The organism is Bythopirellula goksoeyrii (assembly GCF_008065115.1).
GTDB lineage: Bacteria > Planctomycetota > Planctomycetia > Pirellulales > Lacipirellulaceae > Bythopirellula > Bythopirellula goksoeyrii.
The window spans coordinates 5,434,338-5,457,062 of sequence record NZ_CP042913.1; the positions used below are offsets into that span (position 1 = coordinate 5,434,338).

At 54.6% G+C, this 22,725-nt stretch carries 17 protein-coding genes; 14 read left to right on the plus strand and 3 right to left on the minus strand.

What is annotated here, in order from left to right:
* The first annotated feature begins 3 nt into the window (after positions 1–3).
* The 3 genes from Pr1d_RS21505 to Pr1d_RS21515 all read left to right on the plus strand — a co-directional run bounded on the left by Pr1d_RS21505 (position 4) and on the right by Pr1d_RS21515 (position 4,980).
* Positions 4–1,212: a tetratricopeptide repeat protein gene (locus Pr1d_RS21505; protein WP_168205401.1), complete on the plus strand. Its 1,209-nt coding sequence runs from the start codon at positions 4–6 to the stop codon at positions 1,210–1,212.
* A 29-nt stretch (positions 1,213–1,241) separates the two neighbouring features.
* A complete protein-coding gene (locus Pr1d_RS21510; RefSeq protein WP_148075452.1) occupies positions 1,242–4,076 on the plus strand; it encodes a BatD family protein in 2,835 nt (944 codons plus the stop codon).
* 178 nt (positions 4,077–4,254) lie between these two features.
* Entirely contained in the window at positions 4,255–4,980 is a 726-nt protein-coding gene (locus tag Pr1d_RS21515) for a hypothetical protein (protein ID WP_148075453.1), read from the plus strand.
* Positions 4,981–5,006: 26 nt separating this feature from the next.
* Here Pr1d_RS21515 and Pr1d_RS21520 read toward each other — a convergent pair whose 3' ends face one another.
* From Pr1d_RS21520 to Pr1d_RS21530, 3 genes are all read right to left on the minus strand, one after another.
* Entirely contained in the window at positions 5,007–5,696 is a 690-nt protein-coding gene (locus Pr1d_RS21520) for a TVP38/TMEM64 family protein (RefSeq protein WP_168205402.1), read from the minus strand.
* Between the two features lie 23 nt (positions 5,697–5,719).
* Positions 5,720–7,273, minus strand: a complete 1,554-nt coding sequence (locus Pr1d_RS21525) for a class I adenylate-forming enzyme family protein (RefSeq protein WP_148075455.1) — start codon at positions 7,271–7,273, stop codon at positions 5,720–5,722.
* A gap of 95 nt (positions 7,274–7,368) precedes the next feature.
* Positions 7,369–7,743, minus strand: a complete 375-nt coding sequence (locus tag Pr1d_RS21530) for a GxxExxY protein (protein WP_148075456.1) — start codon at positions 7,741–7,743, stop codon at positions 7,369–7,371.
* A gap of 1,188 nt (positions 7,744–8,931) precedes the next feature.
* On the opposite strand from Pr1d_RS21530, the gene Pr1d_RS21535 reads away from it, so the two are divergent.
* From Pr1d_RS21535 to Pr1d_RS21585, 11 genes are all read left to right on the plus strand, one after another.
* Complete coding sequence (locus Pr1d_RS21535) at positions 8,932–10,542, plus strand: FMN-binding glutamate synthase family protein (protein WP_148075457.1); 1,611 nt, start codon at positions 8,932–8,934, stop codon at positions 10,540–10,542.
* 493 nt (positions 10,543–11,035) lie between these two features.
* Positions 11,036–12,283 (plus strand): hypothetical protein, encoded by a 1,248-nt coding sequence (locus Pr1d_RS21540; protein ID WP_148075458.1) that lies wholly within the window; start codon positions 11,036–11,038, stop codon positions 12,281–12,283.
* A gap of 126 nt (positions 12,284–12,409) precedes the next feature.
* Complete coding sequence (locus Pr1d_RS21545) at positions 12,410–12,637, plus strand: hypothetical protein (RefSeq protein WP_148075459.1); 228 nt, start codon at positions 12,410–12,412, stop codon at positions 12,635–12,637.
* Between the two features lie 63 nt (positions 12,638–12,700).
* Complete coding sequence (coxB, locus tag Pr1d_RS21550) at positions 12,701–13,648, plus strand: cytochrome c oxidase subunit II (protein ID WP_148075460.1); 948 nt, start codon at positions 12,701–12,703, stop codon at positions 13,646–13,648.
* Positions 13,645–15,873 carry a cytochrome c oxidase subunit I gene (gene ctaD / locus Pr1d_RS21555; RefSeq protein WP_210417799.1) on the plus strand — a complete coding sequence of 743 codons (2,229 nt, stop codon included), beginning with the start codon at positions 13,645–13,647 and terminating at the stop codon, positions 15,871–15,873. The genes coxB and ctaD overlap by 4 nt, the downstream gene beginning before the upstream one ends.
* Complete coding sequence (locus Pr1d_RS21560) at positions 15,870–16,688, plus strand: cytochrome c oxidase assembly protein (protein WP_168205403.1); 819 nt, start codon at positions 15,870–15,872, stop codon at positions 16,686–16,688. Before ctaD ends, Pr1d_RS21560 begins: the two co-directional genes overlap by 4 nt.
* Entirely contained in the window at positions 16,685–16,909 is a 225-nt protein-coding gene (locus Pr1d_RS21565) for a hypothetical protein (protein ID WP_148075463.1), read from the plus strand. The genes Pr1d_RS21560 and Pr1d_RS21565 overlap by 4 nt, the downstream gene beginning before the upstream one ends.
* Complete coding sequence (locus tag Pr1d_RS21570; protein WP_148075464.1) at positions 16,906–17,445, plus strand: QcrA and Rieske domain-containing protein; 540 nt, start codon at positions 16,906–16,908, stop codon at positions 17,443–17,445. Before Pr1d_RS21565 ends, Pr1d_RS21570 begins: the two co-directional genes overlap by 4 nt.
* Before the next feature lie 220 nt (positions 17,446–17,665).
* Positions 17,666–19,120, plus strand: coding sequence for a cytochrome b N-terminal domain-containing protein (locus Pr1d_RS21575; RefSeq protein ID WP_148075465.1), 1,455 nt, complete (start codon positions 17,666–17,668; stop codon positions 19,118–19,120).
* A gap of 190 nt (positions 19,121–19,310) precedes the next feature.
* Positions 19,311–20,972, plus strand: a complete 1,662-nt coding sequence (locus Pr1d_RS21580) for an NAD-dependent malic enzyme (protein WP_148075466.1) — start codon at positions 19,311–19,313, stop codon at positions 20,970–20,972.
* Between the two features lie 37 nt (positions 20,973–21,009).
* Positions 21,010–22,701, plus strand: a complete 1,692-nt coding sequence (locus Pr1d_RS21585; RefSeq protein ID WP_148075467.1) for an alpha-keto acid decarboxylase family protein — start codon at positions 21,010–21,012, stop codon at positions 22,699–22,701.
* The last annotated feature ends 24 nt before the right edge of the window (positions 22,702–22,725 follow it).

Here is a 22,725-nt window from a genome sequence, read left to right on the forward strand (position 1 = left end):
CAGATGACAATATGTTCCAGTCTCGTGTTGCTGAGCCTCGCCAGCGCTGGCCCGCTCTGCGCCGCGGAAGCGGACCGCGATTTGGCCGTACAGATCAACACGGCGAATGGCCTGCTCCGTGAGGGCGACTTGGACGGGGCACTTGCCGCTTATCAGGAGGCGGAGCAACTGGGCCCTCCGTCGGCCGACCTCACCTACAATCGTGCAGTGGCGCAGTACCGCAAGGGCGATGTTGCTGCCGCCGCACAACATTTCGAATCGGTCGCAGCTTCGGACGACGATGCCATCGCCGCCAAGGCGCGCTTCAATCTGGGCAACTGCGACTACGTTGCCGCCCTGCAACAAGCAGAAAAGGATCGCCCAGCAGCCATCGAAAGGTTGGAATCGGCAATCAAGAACTATCGTAGCTCCCTGGCCGTCGATGCTGACGACGCGGAAGCGCGTGCCAATATCGAATTGGCAGCTCAAATGATCGACAAGCTACGTGAAGAAGAGGAGCAAGAACAACAGCAACAGCAACAACAAGATCAGCAACAGAACCAAGAGAATCAGTCTCAGCAGGATCAAGAACAGCAACAACAGGACCAGCAAGACCAACAGCAGGAATCTGGCGAGAAGCAGGACCAACAGCAATCGGGGCAACAGGACCAAGAGCAACAGCAAGACGAGCAGTCGCAGCAGCAACAGGATCAGTCTGATTCTAACAAAGAGGGCCAAGAGCAAGAGAACTCTGAGCAATCCACAGAATCACAACAACAAGGCGAACAAGCGCAGGACCAACAATCTCAAGAGGAGCAATCTGATAGCGAGCAGTCGGCCCAGGAAAACTCCGAGTCTGAGCCACAGCAGCAGGATTCTCAAGGCGAACAGCAGCAGGAGTCGGCGACGCAGCCTCAATCTAAACAGAATCAAAGCCAGCAGCAGTCCGCCGCGGATACCCAGACAGAGTCTCCTTTGCCAGAGGCGGACAATGCTCAGGGCGAGCAAGGCAAACAGCCCCCCAAGGGCGAACTCTCGGCGGCCGAGTCAACCGACCAGAAAGACGCGGCCGATCGTCAGGCAACTCCCGTGAAAGCCCTGGAAGAAGGCGAGATGACCGAACAGGAAGCCGAGAAAATGTTGCAAGCGATTCGTGATCGCGACATGATCCGTCGCCTCCGCCGTCAGGCCGCAGAACGCAATCAACACATTCCCGTCGACCGCGATTGGTAACCGCACAGCACCATACCCAACCAACAACCATGCAACACTTCATCCAAAACTTATGGCGAGCCCTCTTGCTGATAGCAGCCCTTGTGGGCTCAGCGATCCAAGCTTCGGCTGGGGACGTGCGAATAGGAATCTCGTCCAAAGAAACCTACGTCGGCCTGCCGGTCGTTTTGCAGGTTCAGGTCAACAACGCAACGAGCGTCGAGCCGCCCGTGCTTCCTAAAGTGGAGGGACTAGAAATCCAATCTCGCGGTACGCCCTCGCAAAGTACGCAGATAATGACCGTCAACGGCAGAACCACTAGGAATATGTCGCTAACCTATCTCTACGACGTCGTTCCCCAACGCACGGGCAGCTTTCGCATCCCACCCATCTCGATCGAGGTGGACGGCAAAGAGCAGCAGACCCCTCCATTTGAATTGGTCGCATCCGAGAGCGAAACCGGCGACTTGATGTTCGTGGAAGTGGCCGGCAAGCAGCAGGAGATCTATGTCGGCCAGGCACTCGACCTGACCCTCAAGATCTGGCTCCGTCCCTTCCGCGATGTTGAGAACAACATTGTTCTTTCGGACGGCAACATGTGGCAGATGATCTCACCAAGGTCGAACTGGGGCGTGTTTGCCGATCGGATCGAGCAAATGGCTGCAAATCGCCAACGACCCAAGGCGCAAGAAGTGCTTCGAAAAGACCGCGAAGGTGCCGAGCACAGCTACTATCTTTATGAAATCGATGCCACGATTTACCCCAAACACTCCGGTAAGATCGACGCCGACGACCTACGCCTGATCGTCGAATATCCGACCGCCCTCGGCAGGGCGCGCGATCCGTTTGCCTCCATGTTCGGCGACATGCCATTCCCCAGTGGGTTTGGCATGGACGAATTCCCCTCCCCTTTCGGACGGCAGCTTACGGTCCAATCCGTGCGGCCCATCGTGGCTGATGCCACAGTCGAGTCGATCGATGTGCGCTCGATTCTCACCGCCGACCGACCGGCCGACTATCGCGGAGCTGTAGGCGACTACCACATCGTCACCGAAGCTCAAACTCTTTCCGTGAAAGCTGGCGATCCGATCGAACTACTCATCGGCATCGTGGGGACCGGCCCCATGGAACTAGTGCAAGCCCCACCGCTGGCAGAACTCCCGAAACTGACGGCCGACTTCAAAGTCCCCAGCGAACCGCTGGCCGGTTTCGTGCAGGACGATCGCAAAGTTTTCTCCACTACAATCCGCCCCCGCAAGGAGGGCATCACCGAGATCCCTGCCATTCCCTTCACCTTCTTCGATCCGCAGCAGGAGAAGTTCGTCACTGTACATAGCAAACCGATCTCAATCCACGTCGACCCAGCCGACACCTTGGCACTCGACGCCATCGTCGGCAGCCGCGCCGCGGTCGGCCATCGCACAAATCAAGACGACGCAGCATCGAGCGGGTTGTCTTCGTCGTTTCAAAACGACACGGACTCCAGCCTCTTGAACAGCGAGGCGCCGCGACATCTCAGCCCGGCTGCACTCCTGTTCTTGTTTGCACTACCCCCGTTGGTCGTGTGCGGAATTGGAATCGCACGCAACCGCAATAGTCTTTCACTGCTTCTCAGCCGCCTCGGTTGGGGAAGCAGCCGCGCGCAGACTCAAATCCTCGAAGCGGATTCTGCTGATAGTGTGAGTCGCGCCCTGCAAGCCTACTTGGTCCACCGGTTGGGACTTAAGACCGATCCCCATGATACGGCAGCCACGCTCGGTTCCTTGCGCGCCGCCGGACACCACAAGTTGGCAGTCCGCTGTGAGAGAGTATTCCTTGCAGCCCATCAGTCGCAAGTCAGCGGAGTTGGTCGTCCCCTATCACTGGAAGAAATGAAACACGAAGCTCTCGAACTGATTTCGGAACTGCGAACACAACACGAACAAAAACACGCTAAGCCAACGCGATGGAAACACTCGCCAGAAGATTTCAAGCGCACGCTGGGCAAAGGCTCCCAAATTGCAAGCCTGCTGGTCCTCACTGCCACGATTGCGTTTACCAGTCAAGCGGCAACTGCCGCCACCTTGCAGACCACGCCCAATTCAACGGGTTTGGAGGAGTATCACTCCCAATCCGTCAACGCAGCATCGACACTGACGGTCGAACAGCAACAAGCGGTCTTGGCAGAGGCCAGCCACTTGTACGAAAGCGCGATGGATAGGTCCAGCGAAGACTCGGCCGACGCAAAGCAAGCGTTTGCCAATGCTGCAGAGAAGTATCAAATGCTTGTCGATTCAGGCATTGCCAACAGTCGCTTGTATGTAAACTTGGCAAACGCCTATCTGCAAAGCGGCCAACAAGGCCAAGCGATTGCGAACTACAAGCGTGCCCTGGCGATCGATCCAGCAAACAGCATGGCCCGCACCAATCTGGAACGCGCAACAGAAGTCATCTCCCAGGCTGACAACAGGGCGGGTGAAGTCGACAGTGATTTCACCGCCTTGGTGTCGGCTGGTAGCGGATGGTTGGCTCGATCGCTCGGTTCGTATTTCTTGGGTGTGACGGCACTCGCCGCCTGGTTGGTTCTTTGGCTGGTCATCGGCCTGAAAGTATCCGGCTTCAGCTTCCCATGGAAGTCAGCGGCAGTACTGGCAGCCATCGTGGCCATCGTTTCAGCAGTTCTCTACGCGAATAACCATGCGACATCTGGCCAAACATTCGCCATCATCACTTCGCCCTCAGTCACGCTGCGAGAGGGCGATGGCCAAAACTTTCCCGCCACCGACCAACCATTACGCGAAGGGCAAGAGGTGGAACTGGTGAAACATCGAGGCGCTTGGCTCAAAGTTCGTTCCGAGTCGGGGCAAATTGGATGGGTGCCCGCTGAAAATGCCGAAGTGATCTAGTCGGCAATTTGAAGATCTGATCTTTCGATTGCGCGAATCTCAGCCAACCTGCGTCTACTATCAAACCCAACCAGCGGAGTAGCATGGCATGTTGACAAGGGCTTTCGGCCCATCGACGAAGCACAGTAACCCGTTATACTGATTCTTCTCATTTCATACCGACCCGTCAGGAGCTTGCATGATGCCCGTCCCCGCTGCCAAAGTCAAAGAAGTTTGTTCGACCCAGGAAGCTAAACTGGTCCGCTCCAGCCGCAGACCGGAGCTTGGCAAGTTGACCCCGTCTCAAGTGAAGCAGCATGCTGCGCGGGCACGCAAGCTCTACGAAAAATGGCTGGCCCTAAGCCGAGAGCAATCGCGGGCCAAAAGCAAGAAGACTGGGTTTGGTGACTCCCAAGCCAACACGAAGCTCAAGGTGGAAATCTTTGGTGATGCCCTCAAGAGCTTTGAGGCCGAGCTGGCAAAAATTGATCCTCAGTCCACTCCGAAAAAGAAAGCGAAGACTAAGAAAGCACGCAGCGCAGGCCATCGCGCTGCACGCGCCGAAGTCCGTGCTAAGCTCCGTGCCGAGGTGGATTCGGAAAAAGAATCCTCCAAAGCTTCTGTGAAGAAGAAAGCTAAGAAGAAGGCGGCCAAGGAGTCTACTACGAAGGAGCTCGAAAAAACCGCTAAGAAGAAATCGGCTTCCTCGAAGAAAAAGGTCTCCAAGAAATCGACGAAGAAGATTTCCCCCGCAAGTAATCCGACAAGCAATCCGGGACTTACTGTCAATAAGAAGAAGAGCCGCAAAGCCACCACGGCAGCAAAGAAGGCGCGAATTTCGCGGAGCGGGCTGACCTCGCGCGTGGCGGGGCATGTGTCGGCACGCGGCAAGCGAGCGCAGGCTGCCCGAGATTCAAGAAACTGATGGAATGAAAAGTGTGACGGGGTTAGTCAGGGTTCCGTTTCCGCTTCAACGATCGCTGCTTGCGCCACGCGCGTCACCACCACCATCAGCAGCAGGCACACGACTAGTCCCCCTGCCACTAGCATGGTGTGAATGGTTGCATGCTCCCCAGGTGCCCCGGCTGCTTTGATCATGTGCTTAGCAGCGTAACCCGTGTAAACCTGGACAAACAACCCCGGGATCAAACCGAGACAAGCCACCAAGAAAACACCGAAGCGGGTTCCTGTGGTGGCAAGAACGTGGCTAACCATGACTGGATTCAGCGGCATAAGTCGCAACAAGAACTGGAGCCGGAATCCCTTCCGATTTGCCGCCCGTTGGATGGCAACCAGTTTCGGACGCTTGTCAATCGCTTGCTGTACTCTCTGCTGAAAATAATGGCGCGAGATACCAAAGACCAGACACTGCACTACGATTGCCCCGAATAGCACAACAGCGAATCCAAGCCACAGTCCAAACAATGCCCCGGCAGTCGCACCGAGTACGGAATCTGGGAAGAAGACGAAGGTCAAAATGATGAACAGCCCCAGAAACGCCACGGGCCCCCAGAATCCCAATCCCGCGATCCAATTCTCAATCCCGACGAGGTAGCTATGCAATTGGGCGCTGTCGTAGACGCCCAGCGCAATTATCACCACGAGAAGCAGAATGCCAGCAGAGAGATTTCTCCAAATCATACTGTTCTCTTCGGCGCACACATTCATTGATCAGGGCAATACGATTCGGCCATTTGCTTGAGCGTCACACGGTCGATTTTTCCCGTTGCGTTGAGCGGCATTTCATCGAGGATCACAATTTCTTCTGGAGCCTTGTACCCCACTCGCTCGCGAGAGAATTTGATCAGTTCCGCAACACTCGGACGGTCTGCTGCTGGTTTTAGTGTGATGTAAGCACGCACGTTTTCACCATGAACCAGATCGTGGATCCCGACAACACCCACTTCGTCAACGGCCGGATGCTCTCCGAGCGACTCTTCGACCTCCTGAGGGCAGATATTCGAACCATCGTGCACGATTATCTGTTTCTTGCGGCCTGCAAACCAGAGATAGCCATCTCCGTCGGAACGGACGAGGTCGCCCGTGTCGAGCCAGCCGTCGACCATCGTCTCGGCCGTCGCATCGGGCCTGTTCCAATAGCCGACCATATTGGCGGGTGACTTAATCCACATCCGCCCCTCCGAGCCGATTGCCACTTCTTGCCCCTTGTCATCGCAAATCGAAGCTTGATAGCCAGCTGCCAGTCGGCCTATGGAGCCTAGCTTATTCAACCCTGACGGAGGATTGACCGTGGTCAGACCGATTTCCGACATGCCATAAGATTCATCGATCTCAAGGCCAACCAAGTCCACAAACTCGCGTTCCAACTCAGCCGAGACTTTATCTCCTCCACAATAACACGCTCGCAGCGAGCGAAAATGTTCGCGAGTGGCGTTATGATCACGAACCACATTGAACAAAGCCGATGGCAGCATGCACAACATCGTTGGCCGCGTTTGCTCTAGGAGCGGCAAGAGTTCATCACCGTCGAACCTGCGGGCCACATCGATCCGAATTCCAGCAGCCAATCCTGCCAAGGAAAACAGTGTGCCACCAATATGCGAAATTGACGACCCGGGAAGGAAAGTGTCGTCGGGTTGAAGTTCGAAGCTGGCGATCGTACTCGCCAGCATCCAACCAAAAGTTTCATGCGTGTGTGTGACCCCCTTGGGTTTGCCGGTGCTGCCGGAGGTAAAAAAGATGAACAGGGGTGCGTCGAGTGCCGGTGTAGGCAAGTCGAGTGACACGGGTACCTTTTGCATCAAGTCGTCGAAACTGGGGCTCCGATTGTCGTCTGCTCCATAGGCAATGCGTCCCAGCGGAAGTTTGCCGGCCAGATCGCTTTTTTCGAGATCGCTGTCACGTTCGACGTGTGCGAGCAGAATCGCAGCTTGACTTACTTCCAGGGCGTGATCGATCTCGGGAGCTTGGTAGCGGTAGTTGAGCGGCGTGGCAACCAAACCTGCCTTGATACATGCCAGATAGAAAATCACGAGTGCCGTGCGATTGGGCATGAGCGTGGCGACCCGGTCTCCTGGTTGCAAACCCAATCCACGTAGATTCACGGCGACACGAGTACTGACTAAATCGAGTTCGCGCCACGTCCAGCCGAATTCAGCGGAGGCCAGTGCCACCTCGTCGGGATGGGCTTGTAATCCTTTTTGCAAGAGCTGGGATAGGGAAACAGGTTTCTCAAGCGTCGGCCCGGTCATTGGCATCGATTGGAATCCTTGGGGGTGGTGAGTGGTGAGGGAAGGCCGAAAAACTACTTCCCTATATTCGATTCGTTAGTTGCCAGGTCAGCGCGCGAGTATCAGACGACTACTCGCTTCCACTTCAACTCTGCATGTTTGAAATTCAGCAGGATCGCCAGTCGTAGGTTCGTAATTGCCAGGTAGCCGAGCATCTGGGCCATGTGGGTATCATGGAACGCCGATACCACTTTCGGATCCACGATGACCAAATCATCGACAATCAAATCCGGTATGAGCGTGCCGATGAGCTCCTCATCGTAGTGTACGGGAAATTCCTTTTGCTGCTCGACGCGATGCCCCCTTTTCTTCAGCTCGATCGCCATGGCCCGTTCGTAGAGCTTCTCGTCGAGCCCTGGTTTCAACGTGTTGAGCACTTTCATCGAAGCACCGAGGATCGATTCGCTCAGCTCTCGGTGGATCAGTTCTGTCTTCATAGAGAAGTTCTCCTCTTGTTTACCACGGATGACACGGATGGGCACGGATAAGATAGCGCGGGCCGAGAATCTACTTGAGCGATTCCCTGGAGCTTACGCTGACAGTCTACCCATTTTACTGTCGACGCTTCCAGCAACCACTCGTAGGGTCTTATCTGTGATATCCGTGCTATCTGTGTTATCCGTGGTCACCAAACCGGGAGGTTATTTCCCGGCCGCCGCTTAGTGGTGAGTGAAGCGGTTTGTTTGGGCGCAGGTTGAGCGTGGGAAGAAGATGCTGATTCTGCTAGTTTTTGCAAACGCGTTTTTTTATTAAATAATTCCCTCTTTCGTCGCCGGGCTGAATCGCTTCAACTTGTTGGCGGGACTTGAGTTGCGACGCAGCCGACATGGTCTCGCTGGCGGAGTTTTGTAGAACAAAACTCTCCGCTTTGCCGCCCGGCCGAGCTGATACTGCTTGAGACCACCACTAAAGAATTCTCTCGTGGAGGCACAGAGACGCAGAGAACTGCCTGGAATTCTGTACCAACTTTGGGGGAATTCCTGTTGTGTGGATCAGCCTGTACGCTGGTGTGGATCAGTGGATTCAATGGAGGACTCCTGGATTAGTTGCAGGATAGCTACACGCTCGCCCAGTTTACCAGAGTAGGTGGCCAGATTCAGTAAGGATTTTTGAGCCACGGATTGTCATGGAAACACCCAGCGCGATCGGTGGCGGCGACCGAATATCAGTTAAACGCAGAGATCGCCGAGGCGCAGAGGAGGAATCATAAGAATTCTCTGCGTACCTCCGCGACTCGGCGTCCTCTGCGTTTAGATAATTGGGAGCACCGATGATGATTTTGGCATGGTGCAACTCTCATTTTTTCCGTGTTCTTTCTGTCAAACTCTGTGGCTACTATAATTGAGCACGCTGACTGAGTTTGAATCGCTTGTAACACGATAGCCGCCATCGAGTATTTTGACTATACTAGGGCCTCGTCTCAATTGTTGCGAGTGACTGGGTATTCGCTTGCTGTCAATTCTCGGTGCTAATGAGAAATCTGGCCAGATCCCTCGGAGTACCTCGGGATGACAGTTTGTATCGCTTCTGTATTTGATGCATTGGAACTCCTGGATACACTCGAACTGTTTTTCAACTACGTACTCAGGCCAACGTAAGCTCAGCAAGAAAGCGGTCCCCTTATCATGTATGCTGCGGCTCGTGTCGTTTGTTTTATTGTTTTTCTCTTGGCGCTCTTGTGTGTTGCGTTGGGAGTGTGGGTCTCGCCGTATTTTTATTGGGGGTTGGTGGTGTTTGCCCCTCTCTCCTTGCTGGCGGTTTGGGATATGGTGCAGAAGAAGCACAGCATTTGTCGCAACTATCCGCTGTTGGGTCGTTTGCGATTTCTGCAAGAGGCGATTCGCCCCGAATGGCATCAGTATTTCATTGAGAGCGATACCGATGGTCGCCCCTATAGTCGGGTCCAGCGGACGCTTATTTATAAGCGTGCCAAGAACATCGATGGTTTGCAGCCGTTCGGTACGGAACTCGATGTTTACGGTGACGAATACGAATGGCTTACCCATTCGATTGCTCCTCATGAGAAAAGCGAGGAACACTTTCGCACGAACGTCGGCGGCCCTGACTGCAAGAAGCCTTATTCCTGTTCGCTGATCAACATCTCGGCGATGAGCTACGGTGCGATCAGCCCCAATGCGATTCGGGCACTCAATAAAGGGGCCAAGCTGGGGGGCTTCTATCACACGACCGGCGAAGGGGGCTTGAGCTCTTATCACAAAGAGAACGGCGGTGATCTCGTCTGGCAAATTGGCACGGGTTACTTTGGCTGCCGCAACGACGACGGCACCTTCAACTCCGACATGTTCGCCGAGCAGGCTGTGATTGACTCCGTGAAAATGATCGAGATCAAAGTCTCACAAGGGGCCAAGCCGGGGCATGGTGGTGTGCTTCCTGCCGCGAAAGTTACGCAAGAAATCTCGAACGTCCGCCGAGTCCCCATGGGACAGGATTGCATCTCGCCACCCGGCCACAGTGCCTTTCACACTCCCGTTGAAATGTGTCACTACATTCAACAGCTGCGCGAGCTCTCCGGTGGCAAGCCCGTAGGGTTTAAGCTCTGTATCGGCCGACCCCATGAATTCATGGCCATCTGCAAGGCGATGCGTTCGACGGGGATCCTGGCCGACTTCATTACGGTCGATGGGGCCGAGGGAGGAACGGGCGCTGCACCACCCGAGTTTTCTGACAGCCTGGGGACTCCCTTGCGCGAAGGATTGATTTTGGTACAAAACTGTCTCGTTGGCAGTGGCCTGCGCGACAAAATTCATATCGCGAGTTCCGGCAAGGTCGCCTCAGCGTTTCACGTTGCCCGCAATATGGGATTGGGAGCCGACTGGTGCAACATCGCCCGCGGGTTCATGATGGCCGTCGGCTGCATCCAGGCTCAGTCGTGTGACACCAATCGCTGCCCTGTGGGCGTCGCCACCCAAGACGCCAAACTCCAGCGAGCGCTGGATGTCGGCGACAAGAGTCAACGGGCATTCCATTTTCATCACAACATGATGGAATCCTTGTCCGACATCGTAGCGGCCGCCGGACTCGACCATCCCCAAGAATTCAAGCCGGCTCACTTCTGCAAACGAATGGGGCCAACGAAGCTCCGCACCTTTGAGCATGCCTACGATTTTCTGGAGAAAGACGAACTTCTCCAAGGAACCGACCATCCGCACTACAAACTCTGGTGGGAGGCAGCTTCAGCGGATACCTTTGCCGCGCAGGTGGATCTGATGAGCTAATCTATGGGCTGCTTCTGGCTGCCACTCGAATCCATTATTCTCACCACGGATGCGCACTGATAAGCACGGATGAAATTCTTGATACTGTCCTGTCTGTGCTACTAACGATTGACGTTTTCGCAGCTTGCAAACAAATATTTTGAAAACGCAGAGTACGCGGAGGCGCAGAGGAAGAAAACAATGGGAATTCTCTGCGAATCTCTGCGTCTTGGCGTCCTCTGCGTTTCAATGGTTTGTTTTGAACAGAAGAACGCAGCGGAAACGGAGGGCGTGAAAATCGCACTCCACTCAACAATGTCCCTTCTTCTCTGTTTTCTTGGTTTCCTCCTGTTCCAATTATTGGTTGTGGCTAGTGGCCGCGCTGGGTTTCGTCCGTGCTAATAGTTCGATCTCAATTTGTCTAGTTGACCTCAGAGGACCTCCGGTTTATCCTCAGAAAGCATCAGCAGGCGTTTGCCCACATTCGACTACTCTTGATAAATAGGATATTTCGATGAGTTTCGATCTTCTCACTTACCAACATGTAGGCGACAAGAAAAACTCAGATTTCTTTGAAGAGTACCGCGTCAAGATTTATGAACGACGCCTACAGAGCGGGCTCGATCAACTGCTGGGAAAAATGCGCGGCGTCGTGATTCAAGTAGAGACCGGCGATGCGATCTCCTATCTGGAAGAACTCTATTTGATGTCGCCCTATCGGTTGGCGGCTGCTTACCGCAGCGACACGCATAATATCTATGTGATGGTGTCCGAAACGCGGTTTCCGCGGATCTTTGTCATCGAGCCTCTGGACAAGAACTTCGAAGACGACGTCAAGCGGCTCAACATGATTTACCCGCTGGCGAGGGCCAAGCCGAACGCACGCTACATAGGTGAAATCTTCCACACGACGAGCGTACGCGAGACCTGCAAAGTGCTCGAGTCGCACAATGTGCGATTTGTCTATGATGGGGACGAAGAGAACCGCCTCTATACGAACAAGCCGTTCGCATTCACCGAGCCATCGGACTTCACTTTCAACCGAGTCGGCTACACCGAAGCGGACCTGGAAGACTACGACGAACTCAATTTGGGCACTCGCTTCGAGTTGACGCAAGATCAACTGGCGGAACTTGAGAAACAAGCCGAATTGGGCAAAGAAGCTGGCATTCATGAGTTGCTCCGAGGGATCGACCATATGGCGACGCGGATTCTGGCGGGTGAGCGCGAAGATGCCATCCTCGAGTTTCTCACGATGTCGAACTACTATTTCTGGGGCGCCTACAACATCCACGAGATGAATTCTTCGACCAATGTGAATCGCAATTCCCACGTCGAGGACGACAAAGAATCGCCGGCCAAGGTGTTCACCGCCAACAACACCCCTTCGTTTATCAATTCGTTTGAGAATCTCCCCATGCCGACTGAGGACTTTGTGAGAAACTTCGGTCGCCGGATGCACCACATTGCCTACGAGGTCGTGGACGGAGATCATCCGAGCGGCGTTAAGAACGTTGACTACGTCGTGGGAAAACTGGGAACACTCGGCGTCCCGTTTCTGGCCCACGTTGTTGGTGAATGCAAAGACTCGCCTGATTTGAAGCAGATCTTCTCGAAGCATTCCAAGTATTCGATTCTTATCACCGAATACGTCGAGCGGTGCCACAAATTCAAAGGCTTTTTCACAAAACAAAACGTGGCTTCGCTTACAGAAGCCGCTGGCAAAGATGAACGTTACACGCACGGCCATGTGTTTGATTAGTGGCGGATGAGTTTTGGAGCAGGAGAAAACAGAGAGAACGGAAAAGATTTGAGCAGGAATCCTTGGAGCACGATCATCATCATTTTTTAGCCACGGATTGACACGGATGAAACACGGAGAAGAAGAATGTCTGAACCACATCCGTGTTTCATCCGTGTCAATCCGTGGCTTATTGTTTTTGCAAGCCGAGAGATCGATATCATGAACAAAAGCCTTTTCACTCAACTCGCTGTGTTTGTCCTGGTGCTCATTGGGCTGAATTTCTTTTTTCATCTCCACATCTCGATCATCGGGAGTTTGCTCCTTACGTTGGGGCTCTCATTTGTTATGCGGCTCTTGCAATCGAATACGTAACCGAATAGGGTGTTTATTTCACTGGTCGTACTTGCAAGGGTTTAGAACTGAAAGACAGACGCTATGTTTCCTGTATTTCAGCCAGAATCTCCGGAAGCGCAAGCGATATACGATCTCTTTCTGTTAGTGCTCGCCATTAGCGCCGTCATCTTCATCATTGTGGCGGGGTTGATCGCCGTCGCGATTTGGCGGGGCCGCTCCCGAGCAACAATGCCCAAACAAGATTTTGGGAGCGAGAAAAGGGAAATCTACTGGATGGTTGGGCCCATCCTGGTCGTGTTCTGGATCACAGCCATCAGTGCCAAGCTCATTCTCACGGTGAACGCTTTCCCCAAGTTTCACCCTCAGGGACTTGACTCCTCTGAGGTCGAGGCTGACTTGACCGTTACGGGTCACCAATGGTGGTGGGAGGTCGAACACAACGACAGCGGCATCATCGAAGCCAACGAGATCTATATTCCCACGGGGAAGAAGCTACGGGTCAAACTGCAGTCGGCTGACGTGATCCATTGCTTCTGGGTTCCGCAACTTGCCCGCAAGATGGACGTCATCCCGGGGCGCGAAAACTATATTTGGCTCGAAGCTACAAAACCAGGCACCTACCAAGGTCGCTGCGCCGAATATTGTGGCAATCAACACGCCTGGATGGGTTTCAAGGTCTATGCCCTCGAACCTGAAGAATTCACCAAGTGGGAAGCGGGTGAAAAGGTTGCCCCCGGCACATCAACCGAGTCGGATGCGGTGAAGGGTGAAAAACTTTTCTTCGCCCACACCTGCTCGAATTGTCATACCGTCGAGGGGACCGTCGCCCAAGCGACTATTGGCCCCAATCTCACACGAATCGCATCCCGCAAGGAGATCGGCGCTGGCGTGCTCAAGAACTCGACTGAGAACCTCACTCTGTGGTTGAAGAATCCCCAGGCAATCAAACCGGGATGCAAAATGCCAGACTTCAAACTCACCGAAGACGAGGCGAGCCAAATCGCCGCATATCTGGAGTCTTTAGATTGAGCACCGACGTCGCCACACCCTACGAACCCGTTGAAGTGGACTCCACCACGGGATTGCTCTCCTGGGTCTCCACGGTGGACCACAAACGGGTGGGCATCCTCTACATTCTGCTGGCCGTCTTCTTTCTATTGGTGGGTGGCATCGAAGCGGTCTTAATTCGTACCCAGTTGGCGATACCCAACAACACGTTCCTGTCGCCCGAGGTGTTCAACCAACTGTTCACCATGCATGGCACGACCATGGTGTTCCTGGTGGGCATGCCGTTTTTCACCGGATTTTCCAACTATCTGGTTCCCCTGATGATCGGTGCTAAGGACGTTGCCTTCCCCCGACTCAATGCGATGAGTTTCTGGATGTTGCCCTTTGGGGCGTTCCTCTTGTACTTCAGCTTCCTCACGGGCGCAGCACCGAATGCGGGCTGGTTTTCCTATGCACCTCTCTCCACCAAGCCTTACAGCTTGGGACCGGGAATCGACTACTGGCTTGTCGGCCTCATTGTGATGGGTGTGGGATCGATCGCGGGCGCGATTAACATCGTGGCAACCGTATTGTGCATGCGCGCCCCCGGAATGAGTTTGCAACGCGTGCCGTTGTTTGTGTGGATCATGCTGATGCAAGCGATGTTGATCGTGGTGACCATTCCGCCGCTCAACTCCGCGATGGCACTGCTGTGCGTCGATCGCTGGTTGGAAGCGGCATTCTTCGAGCCGGTGCGAGGTGGTTCGGCCCTGTTGTGGCAACATTTCTTCTGGATTTTTGGACACCCGGAGGTCTACGTCTTCGCTTTGCCGGCGTTTGCCATGGTCTCAGAAGTGATTCCCGTCTTTTCCCGTAAACCCATTTACGGCTATGCCTTCGTGGCGGGGTCTTCGACGGTCATTCTCCTGCTGAGCTACAGTGTGTGGGCCCACCACATGTTTGCTGTGGGGCTGGGAACGAGTGCTAATATCTTCTTCTCCGCGATGACGATGCTCATTGCCCTACCGACCGGCGTGAAGATCTTCAACTGGACCGCCACCATGTGGGGCGGCTCGATTCGGCTCACCACGTCGATGCTGTTCGCCATCGCGTTCCTGATCCAGTTCGTGATCGGTGGCCTGACGGGCGTCATGTTTGCTGCCGTGCCGATCGATTGGCAAATGACCGACACCTATTTCGTTGTTGCGCACTTCCACTATGTACTGATCGGCGGGGTGGTGTTTGCCATCTTCGCGGCAACTTACTATTGGTTCCCCAAGATGACCGGCCGCATGCTCGACGAGCGGCTGGGCAAATGGCAGTTCTGGCTCTGGCTGGTCGGCTTTAATGGCACGTTCATGGTCCAACATTTCTTGGGTGCCATGGGAATGCCTCGTCGCGTCTACACCTATGCCGACAATCCTGGCTGGGCCCTGCTCAACGGCATTTCTTCGTTTTCGGTGATCTTCATGGTGGCGGGGACGCTTGTGCTCATCTGGAATATTGCCAAGAGCCTGCTCCATGGCGAAAGGGCAGGCAACAATCCTTGGGACGCCTTCACTCTGGAATGGGCGACGACTTCCCCTCCGCCAGAAACCAACTTTGACACACTCCCCGAAATAAAAAGCCGTCGCCCCGTTTGGGACCAGCAGCATCCCGATCTTGCCGACTGGAAGTTTGCCAAGACCCCCGAAGACCGTGGCCGTCGCCCCGATCGGGCGAAAGTCTGCGCCTGGGCTTTCGTGATTTCCGAAGCGGTGTTCTTTGTGCTGTTGTTGGTGACCTATGTCGTGTTTAACTCACAAGCCACCGGTGATGGGCCCACGGCAGAGAACTCGCTCGATGTGAATCGCACGGGTGTTTTCAGCTTGATCTTGATCGCCAGCAGCCTGACGTTCTGGATCTCGGAACGGTGCTTGCGAGTCGGACGTCGCGGGCCATTCTTGTTCTGGCTGGGGACAACTATCCTGCTAGGCATCACCTTTCTCATTGGCCAGGGCTGGGAATACTACGGTCTTATTGCTAACGACATCACGATCGACCGCAATCTGTTTGCCTCGACGTTTTTCACCGTCACGGGTTTTCATGGGCTACACGTTACCGCCGGCGTCATTGCTCTGGCGATCATGTACACCCTGGGCCGACAGAACCATCTCACCCAAGAACACGCCAAACCCTATGAGGCGATTGGCGTCTATTGGCATTTCGTCGACGTCGTATGGATCGTGGTTTTCTCGATCATTTATCTAGGAGTATTCCAGTCATGATGAGCGAAAAATTATGGTACTGGACTTCGCCGGTGTGGCTCGTGGTAGTCATGCTGCTAGTTGGCTATTTAATTCTTGCGCGCGGTCGTAGCCGTACTCAACTGGCAATCTTTCTGCTGGGGCTCATTGCCTTAACCTTGGCATTCGTATCACCTGTGGGCGTGTTGTCCGACGGTTATCTCTTCAGTGCCCACATGGTGCAGCATCTCGTGCTGCTCTTGGTGGTTCCGCTGTGCATTTTGCTGAGTTTACCCAAGCAGCAAATGTCACAATGGTTCAACCGCCCAAAGTTCGACCGCTTCGGCAGACTGCTGGCGATTGCATCGATCGGCTGGATTTGTGGTGTGGGCGCAATGTGGTTCTGGCATGTCCCCACCCTGTGCAGCACCGCCGCCCAGCGGCCAGCGGTCGGACTCCTGCGTGACCTTTCGCTCGTCCTGGCAGGTCTGGCGTTCTGGTGGCCGATCTATGCACCTTGCGCTCGCTACCGACTCGACCCCTTGCGCGGCATCGCCTATTTGTTCTCCGCCTGCCTCGGCTGCACGCTGCTAGGCATTTATATCACCTTCGCTCCACTCTCGGTCTGCCCGGTTTTCGCCAGCCCCGTCGATCGTATTGGGATTCTGAACTCCCTTTACGATGCAGGCATCACGCCGGGGATCGATCAACACATCGGAGGGTTGATGATGTGGGTGCCACCTTGTGTACTTTATGTGGGAGCGATCATCAGCCTGCTTAGCCGTTGGTATTCAGACGTCGAGCCAGAATCACCATTTGTACCCGGCCGAGCCAAACCAAGTGGGGTAACGCTATGAATGAATCGGAATCAACCATCAAAACCGATCAGGTTCCGCGTCCCACCTACGCACCTATCGCCATGGCGATGGGTACCGCGATGACTGTCTGGGGACTCATGGCACCAAGCCTCAACATCCACGCCATGTGGTACATGTCGATTGCTGGAGCAGGGCTTTCGACTTGGGCCATCAAGAGTTGGATTGGAGAAATCGTCCAGCAATGGGAAGCAAACCGATGAATAAAGAGTCAAACGACCAAACCTGCTGCCAAGATCTGGACGACCGCCGCTCGTTCTATGCTCGGCTCTCGATGATCCTGTCGGGAGTCATTGGCGCCTTGATCGTTCTGCCGGGAATCGGCTTTGTGCTGGCCCCAATTTTCAAGAAGACTGAACAAAAGTGGCGCACCCTAGGCAAAGTGGATGCTTTCAAAGAAGGGGCCACGGTGCTGGTTAACTTTGAAGACCCATCGCCCGAGAAATGGGCGGGTGTTACCGCGAAGACTGCCGCCTGGCTGCGACGGGTGGACGATGCCAAGTTCATTGCGTTCTCGATCAACTGCCGCCATTTGGGCTGCCCCGTCCGCTGGGAGGAAGGACCAGAATTGTTTATGTGTCCCTGCCATGGTGGTGTTTACTACAAAGATGGCACGGTCGCGGGTGGGCCACCACCAGAACCCCTCGACCGCTACCAGGTCCGCGTCCGCGATGGCAATGTAGAAATCCACACGGCTGCAGTCCCCCTGACTACTACATTGACATTTGATAAGTCTTGACTCAAGCATTTGCCCTAACCTGAAAAATAAAACCTGTTACCACAAGAACAAGAAAAGGAAGAAATAGAACACAGATGAACGCTGATTGGGCTGATTTTCGCCGATCAGAAAAAATCAAATCTGCATCAATCCGCTGAATCCGTGTTCATCCGCGGTCTATTTCTTCCCTAGATTATCTGATTTTTCGAAATAGTTGCCAAGTCACTGAACCAATTCATCCATGAAACAACAACTACAAGCCACATGGGACTGGATCGACAACCGCATCGGTTTTACCGAATGCATGATGCCTTACATTGCGCATACGGTCCCCCGCGACGCGCGCTGGTGGTATGTTTTCGGCAGCGCCACATTAACGGCTTTTATCGTTCAAGTTGCCACCGGCATTTGTCTGGCGATGGCGTATGTGCCAGGGGGGGATGAGGCCTATGAGAGTCTGAAATACATCACCGACGAGGCCCAATTCGGCTCCTTGGTCCGCGGCATGCACGCCTATGGTGCCTCGGCGATGGTCACCCTGGTGGTGATTCATTTGGTGCAAGTCTATTTGCACGCGACCTACAAGTATCCGCGCGAGCTGAACTGGATGACGGGCGTCGTGCTGTTCTTTGTCGTATTGGGGATGGCCTTTACGGGGCAGCTATTGCGCTGGGACGCCAACGGCGTGTGGTCGGTTTTCGTCGCGACTGAAATGGCGTCCCGCACACCCTACATTGGTCCGATGATCTCCCACTTCTTGCTAGGTGGCGAGACCGTGGGGGGGTCCACGCTCACGAGGTTCTTCGCCTACCACGTATTCATCATGCCGGGGATGATCTTCGCCGGGGTCGGTTTGCACTTGTTCCTGTTGTTTCGCCACGGCGTGTCGGAGATGCCCAACGTCGATCAGCCCGTCGATCCGGCGACCTACAAAGAAGAATACGAAGCGAGACTCAAGAAAACGGGAGTTCCGTTCTGGCCCAATGCCATGTGGCGCGACGTGGTCTTCTCGACCTTGGTCGTAGGAGTCATCGTCGCATGCGCGGCCATTCTTGGTCCCCCTGCCCTGGATGCATCCCCTGACCCGGCAAACATCCATGCTGACCCGATGCCTGACTGGTACTTCTGGTGGTACTTCGCTGTGTTGTCGCTGCTACCCCCTTCCTATGAACTCTGGTTCATCCTTGGTGTGCCGGTCCTTGGTTTCCTGGTGCTCTTCTTCCTGCCTCTTTTTTCCAACAAGGGCCACCGCGCCCCGAGCAAGCGGCCCTGGGCAGTTGGCATCGTGATTGCAGCTTTTGCCAGCTTCGTCGTGCTTACGGTTTATGGATACCGTGAACCCTGGTCGCCAGATTTCGGAGTGGAGGAATTACCGACGAGTGTGATAGGTGCCGAACAAGGCCCCGTCTTCGAAGGAGGAAAACTTGTCCATTCCAAAGGCTGTATGTATTGCCACGACATCAACGGCTACGGCGGTCATCGTGGACCCGACCTTTCGAACATTGGAGAGCAACTCACCCGCGACGATCTCATCATCCGCATCAACAACGGCGGCTACAACATGCCGTCGTTCGCCAGCAGCTTGAATTCCCAGGAACTCACCAAGATTGTCGACTTCTTGATGACGAGAGTCGAAGACAGGACTGAATCGAGTACCTCAGACAATGCAAAGGATCACGCGGATGATCGCGGATAAGAAGAGTGGTAACAATAGAGCCGAATGGCGAGAAACCCCAACTGTAGCTGGATTCGCAAGAATTCAGACGAAAAAATGATAAGGAGATCTTCGAATTGTTGCGTATCCGACTACCATTTTGATTCGCGGGCAAATTCCTCCAATCCTCAAGAGATCTTGAAAAATACTCCATCTAAATGAGACCAAAACAATGACTTCCCCTGTACTCAGCGATCCCGAAAAGACTGGCATCGACCGTATTGAGGACCCGTTGCTTAACAAGGGCACGGCGTTCACTCCCGAAGAACGACAGAAGTATCGGCTGCTCGGGCTGTTGCCGCCGCATATTGACTCTTTGGAAGAACAGGTCGTGCGGGCCTACGATGCCTTCAGTGCTGAAGAAACGGATCTTGACAAGCATATTTTTCTGCGTGAATTGCAGGATGAGAACGAAACCCTATTTTACCGACTTCTGCTCGAACACGTCGCAGAAATGATGCCGATCGTCTACACCCCCATCGTCGGCAAGGCCTGCGAGGAGTTCAGCCACATCTACCGTCGCGCACGGGGTGTGTTCGTCTCGTATCCCGATCGCGAACTGATGGATGACATCCTCTCGCACGTCGATCGAGAAATAGATGTGATTGTCGTCACCGATGGCGAACGGATTCTCGGGCTCGGCGACCAGGGTGCTGGGGGGATGGGGATACCTATTGGAAAACTTTCGCTCTATTCTCTCTGCGGAGGAATCCATCCCGCACGGACTTTGCCGATGCTGCTCGATCTAGGCACAAACAACGCCGAGCGCATTGACGATCCCCGTTACATTGGCTGGCGGCACGAACGGATCAAGGGCGCAGAATACGACAACTTCATCGAGCAATTTGTCGAAGCCGTCATGAAGCGGTTCCCCAATGTGCTGCTGCAATGGGAAGACTTTGCCTCGGTCGACGCCGAGCGAATACTCAAGAAATATCGCGACCGCCTCTGCACGTTCAACGATGACATTCAAGGCACCGCCGCCGTCACCTCCGGCACGATCCTGGCTGCCATTCAGTCGGCTGGTGGGAAGCTCGCCGACCAACGTTTCGTCATGCTCGGTGCTGGCTCGGCAGGGGTCGGTATCACGGGCCAATTAGTCGGTTCGATTGTTGCCAGCGGCAAGAGCGAAGCGGAAGCGCGAGATATGTTCTACGTCATCGACCGCAACGGCTTGTTGCACGATGGCCGCACAGATCTCGATGAGGTGCTAATGCCGCTTGCACAAAAGCAAGCCAACCTGGCAGGTTGGGACTGCGACACCAAAGGCTCGATCAGTTTTGCCGATGTGGTGCGTAATGCCAAGCCGACGGTCCTCGTCGGTGCCACCGGCCAGCAAGGGGCTTTCACTGAAGCCATCATCCGCGAGATGGCGAGTCACACGGAGAGGCCCGTCATTTTCCCCCTCTCGAATCCCACCTCCCATGCCGAAGCCATCCCGGCAGATCTTTTGAAATGGACTGATGGCAAGGCGCGAATCGCCACCGGCAGCCCGTTCGACCCAGTTGAGTACAACGGCAAGACGCACGTCATCTCGCAGTGCAACAACAGCTACATCTTCCCCGCCATGGGACTCGGTATCCTGGCGGCGAAAGCCAACCGTGTCACCGACGGCATGTTCACGGCCGCCGCCGAAGCACTCAAAGAATGCTCCCCGGCCCTTGCCGATCCTACTGCTCCACTCTTGCCGCCGCTAAGTAAGATTCGCGATTGCGCCCGGCACATCGGTATTGCAGTGGCCCGGCAAGCTCAACAAGACGGCGTTGCGCAAACAACCGTCGCCGAAGAGTTGGAGAAGCGAATCGATCAAACGATGTGGACGCCACAATACTGATTGATTCCCCACCGTTCCCACAAGATAAGAGGCTGACATGTCAGAAAATAACTGGACCGTAGGCAAATACCTCGCCGCTCGACTCGCTGAATTGGATGTCCTCCATTACTTTACCGTTCCCGGTGACTACAACCTAATCCTCCTGGATGAGTTTCTCAAGATTGACCAACTAAAGATGGTCTCCTGCTGCAATGAACTCAACGCCGGCTACGCTGCAGACGGTTATGCTCGCGCAACTGGCGGATTGGCTGTTGCAATAGTCACTTACAGCGTGGGAGGACTCAGCTTGCTCAATGCCGTTGCCGGCGCCTATGCCGAAGACCTACCGCTCATCGCCATTTCCGGAGCACCCAATACAAACTCTACCTCTGAGTATGAAGTGTTGCACCACACTCTGGGAGAAGTCGAGTACGATTATGTTCGTGAGATATTCTCTCGTGTAACTGCTGATGCAGTCACGATTCAACATCCGGCAGAAGCACCTGCGCAAATCGATCGGGCTCTCGAATCGGCATTGCGAACTCGCAAGCCAGTCTATCTTGAAGTCGCTAGCAACATTGCCGCGGCTTCCGTATCAGCACCCAACCCGCGAGACTTTACCACTCGGCTCCCCAGCGACCAGCGGTCTCTCGATAGTGCAATTGAACACGCCGCGACGCTACTCAATGCGTCGAAAAAGCCTGTCCTCTTGGCAGGTGCCAAACTGCGAGCCGGCAAGGCAGAAGCAGAGTTCAGTGCGCTCGCCGACGCCACGGAATATGCCGTTGCTATCCAGCCCAACGCCAAGAGTTTCTTCAGCGAACAGCACCCTGGCTATATGGGTGTTTATTGGGGGCCCGTCAGTACACCTGGCTGCTGTTCCATCGTCGAGACGGCAGACTGTTGCCTGTTGGTTGGCACTGTCTTCACCGACTACACCACAACAGGGCACACGACGCAGATCAATCTGGGTAACTCGATCCAGGTCCACACCGACTGCGTGCAGATTGCCGACCAGACCTACAGCGACTTGGCGATGAGCGATTTTCTTCAAGGGCTCACGAGCAAGCTCCATCGCAACAACACATCACTCAAAGCTTTTCAGCGAATCAAAGAAGACCGTCCACCAAATAAGAGCGGTTCCTCCGAAGAGCCATTGAGCACGCGGCAACTTTTCACCCACATTCAGCAAATGTTGCTCCCCGAATCTTCGTTTATCGCCGAAACAGGTGACTCGTGGTTCAACGGTATCAATCTCGCCTTGCCGCAGGGGAGCCGCTTCGAGATTCAAATGCAGTATGGATCAATTGGCTGGTCCGTAGGGGCCACACTCGGCTATTGCCTCGGTTGTCCCGAACGAAATGTGATCGCCTGCATCGGTGACGGTTCCTTCCAGCTCACCGCTCAGGAAGTCTCAACAATGCTCCGCTACAACGCGAAGCCGATCATTTTCTTGATCAACAACGGCGGCTACACCATCGAGGTCGAAATCCACGATGGACCGTACAACAACATCAACAATTGGAAATACTCCCAACTTATCGACGTCTTCAATGGCGAGGGAGGAAAAGGCTGGGGCTGCCAAGTTAAGACCGAGGCAGAACTCGCCGCGGCCCTCAGCAAAGCACTCACCCACGACGGCCTCTCGCTGATCGAAGTCCATGTTGACCGCGACGATTGCAGCGAAAACTTGCTGGAATGGGGCGGCCACGTAGCCAAAAACAACGGTCGGCCGCCTCGGCATCTGTAGTGTCGCCCGGTCCCACCGTGCCGG

Bases quoted from the DNA above. Each gene is read 5' to 3' on its own strand.
- Pr1d_RS21505 (WP_168205401.1), top strand. From the start codon at position 4: ATGACAATATGTTCCAGTCTCGTGTTGCTGAGCCTCGCCAGCGCTGGC.
- Pr1d_RS21510 (WP_148075452.1), top strand. From the start codon at position 1,242: ATGCAACACTTCATCCAAAACTTATGGCGAGCCCTCTTGCTGATAGCA.
- Pr1d_RS21515 (WP_148075453.1), top strand. From the start codon at position 4,255: ATGATGCCCGTCCCCGCTGCCAAAGTCAAAGAAGTTTGTTCGACCCAG.
- Pr1d_RS21520 (WP_168205402.1), bottom strand. From the start codon at position 5,696: ATGATTTGGAGAAATCTCTCTGCTGGCATTCTGCTTCTCGTGGTGATA.
- Pr1d_RS21525 (WP_148075455.1), bottom strand. From the start codon at position 7,273: ATGCCAATGACCGGGCCGACGCTTGAGAAACCTGTTTCCCTATCCCAG.
- Pr1d_RS21530 (WP_148075456.1), bottom strand. From the start codon at position 7,743: ATGAAGACAGAACTGATCCACCGAGAGCTGAGCGAATCGATCCTCGGT.
- Pr1d_RS21535 (WP_148075457.1), top strand. From the start codon at position 8,932: ATGTATGCTGCGGCTCGTGTCGTTTGTTTTATTGTTTTTCTCTTGGCG.
- Pr1d_RS21540 (WP_148075458.1), top strand. From the start codon at position 11,036: ATGAGTTTCGATCTTCTCACTTACCAACATGTAGGCGACAAGAAAAAC.
- Pr1d_RS21545 (WP_148075459.1), top strand. From the start codon at position 12,410: ATGTCTGAACCACATCCGTGTTTCATCCGTGTCAATCCGTGGCTTATT.
- coxB (WP_148075460.1), top strand. From the start codon at position 12,701: ATGTTTCCTGTATTTCAGCCAGAATCTCCGGAAGCGCAAGCGATATAC.
- Pr1d_RS21560 (WP_168205403.1), top strand. From the start codon at position 15,870: ATGATGAGCGAAAAATTATGGTACTGGACTTCGCCGGTGTGGCTCGTG.
- Pr1d_RS21565 (WP_148075463.1), top strand. From the start codon at position 16,685: ATGAATGAATCGGAATCAACCATCAAAACCGATCAGGTTCCGCGTCCC.
- Pr1d_RS21570 (WP_148075464.1), top strand. From the start codon at position 16,906: ATGAATAAAGAGTCAAACGACCAAACCTGCTGCCAAGATCTGGACGAC.
- Pr1d_RS21575 (WP_148075465.1), top strand. From the start codon at position 17,666: ATGAAACAACAACTACAAGCCACATGGGACTGGATCGACAACCGCATC.
- Pr1d_RS21580 (WP_148075466.1), top strand. From the start codon at position 19,311: ATGACTTCCCCTGTACTCAGCGATCCCGAAAAGACTGGCATCGACCGT.
- Pr1d_RS21585 (WP_148075467.1), top strand. From the start codon at position 21,010: ATGTCAGAAAATAACTGGACCGTAGGCAAATACCTCGCCGCTCGACTC.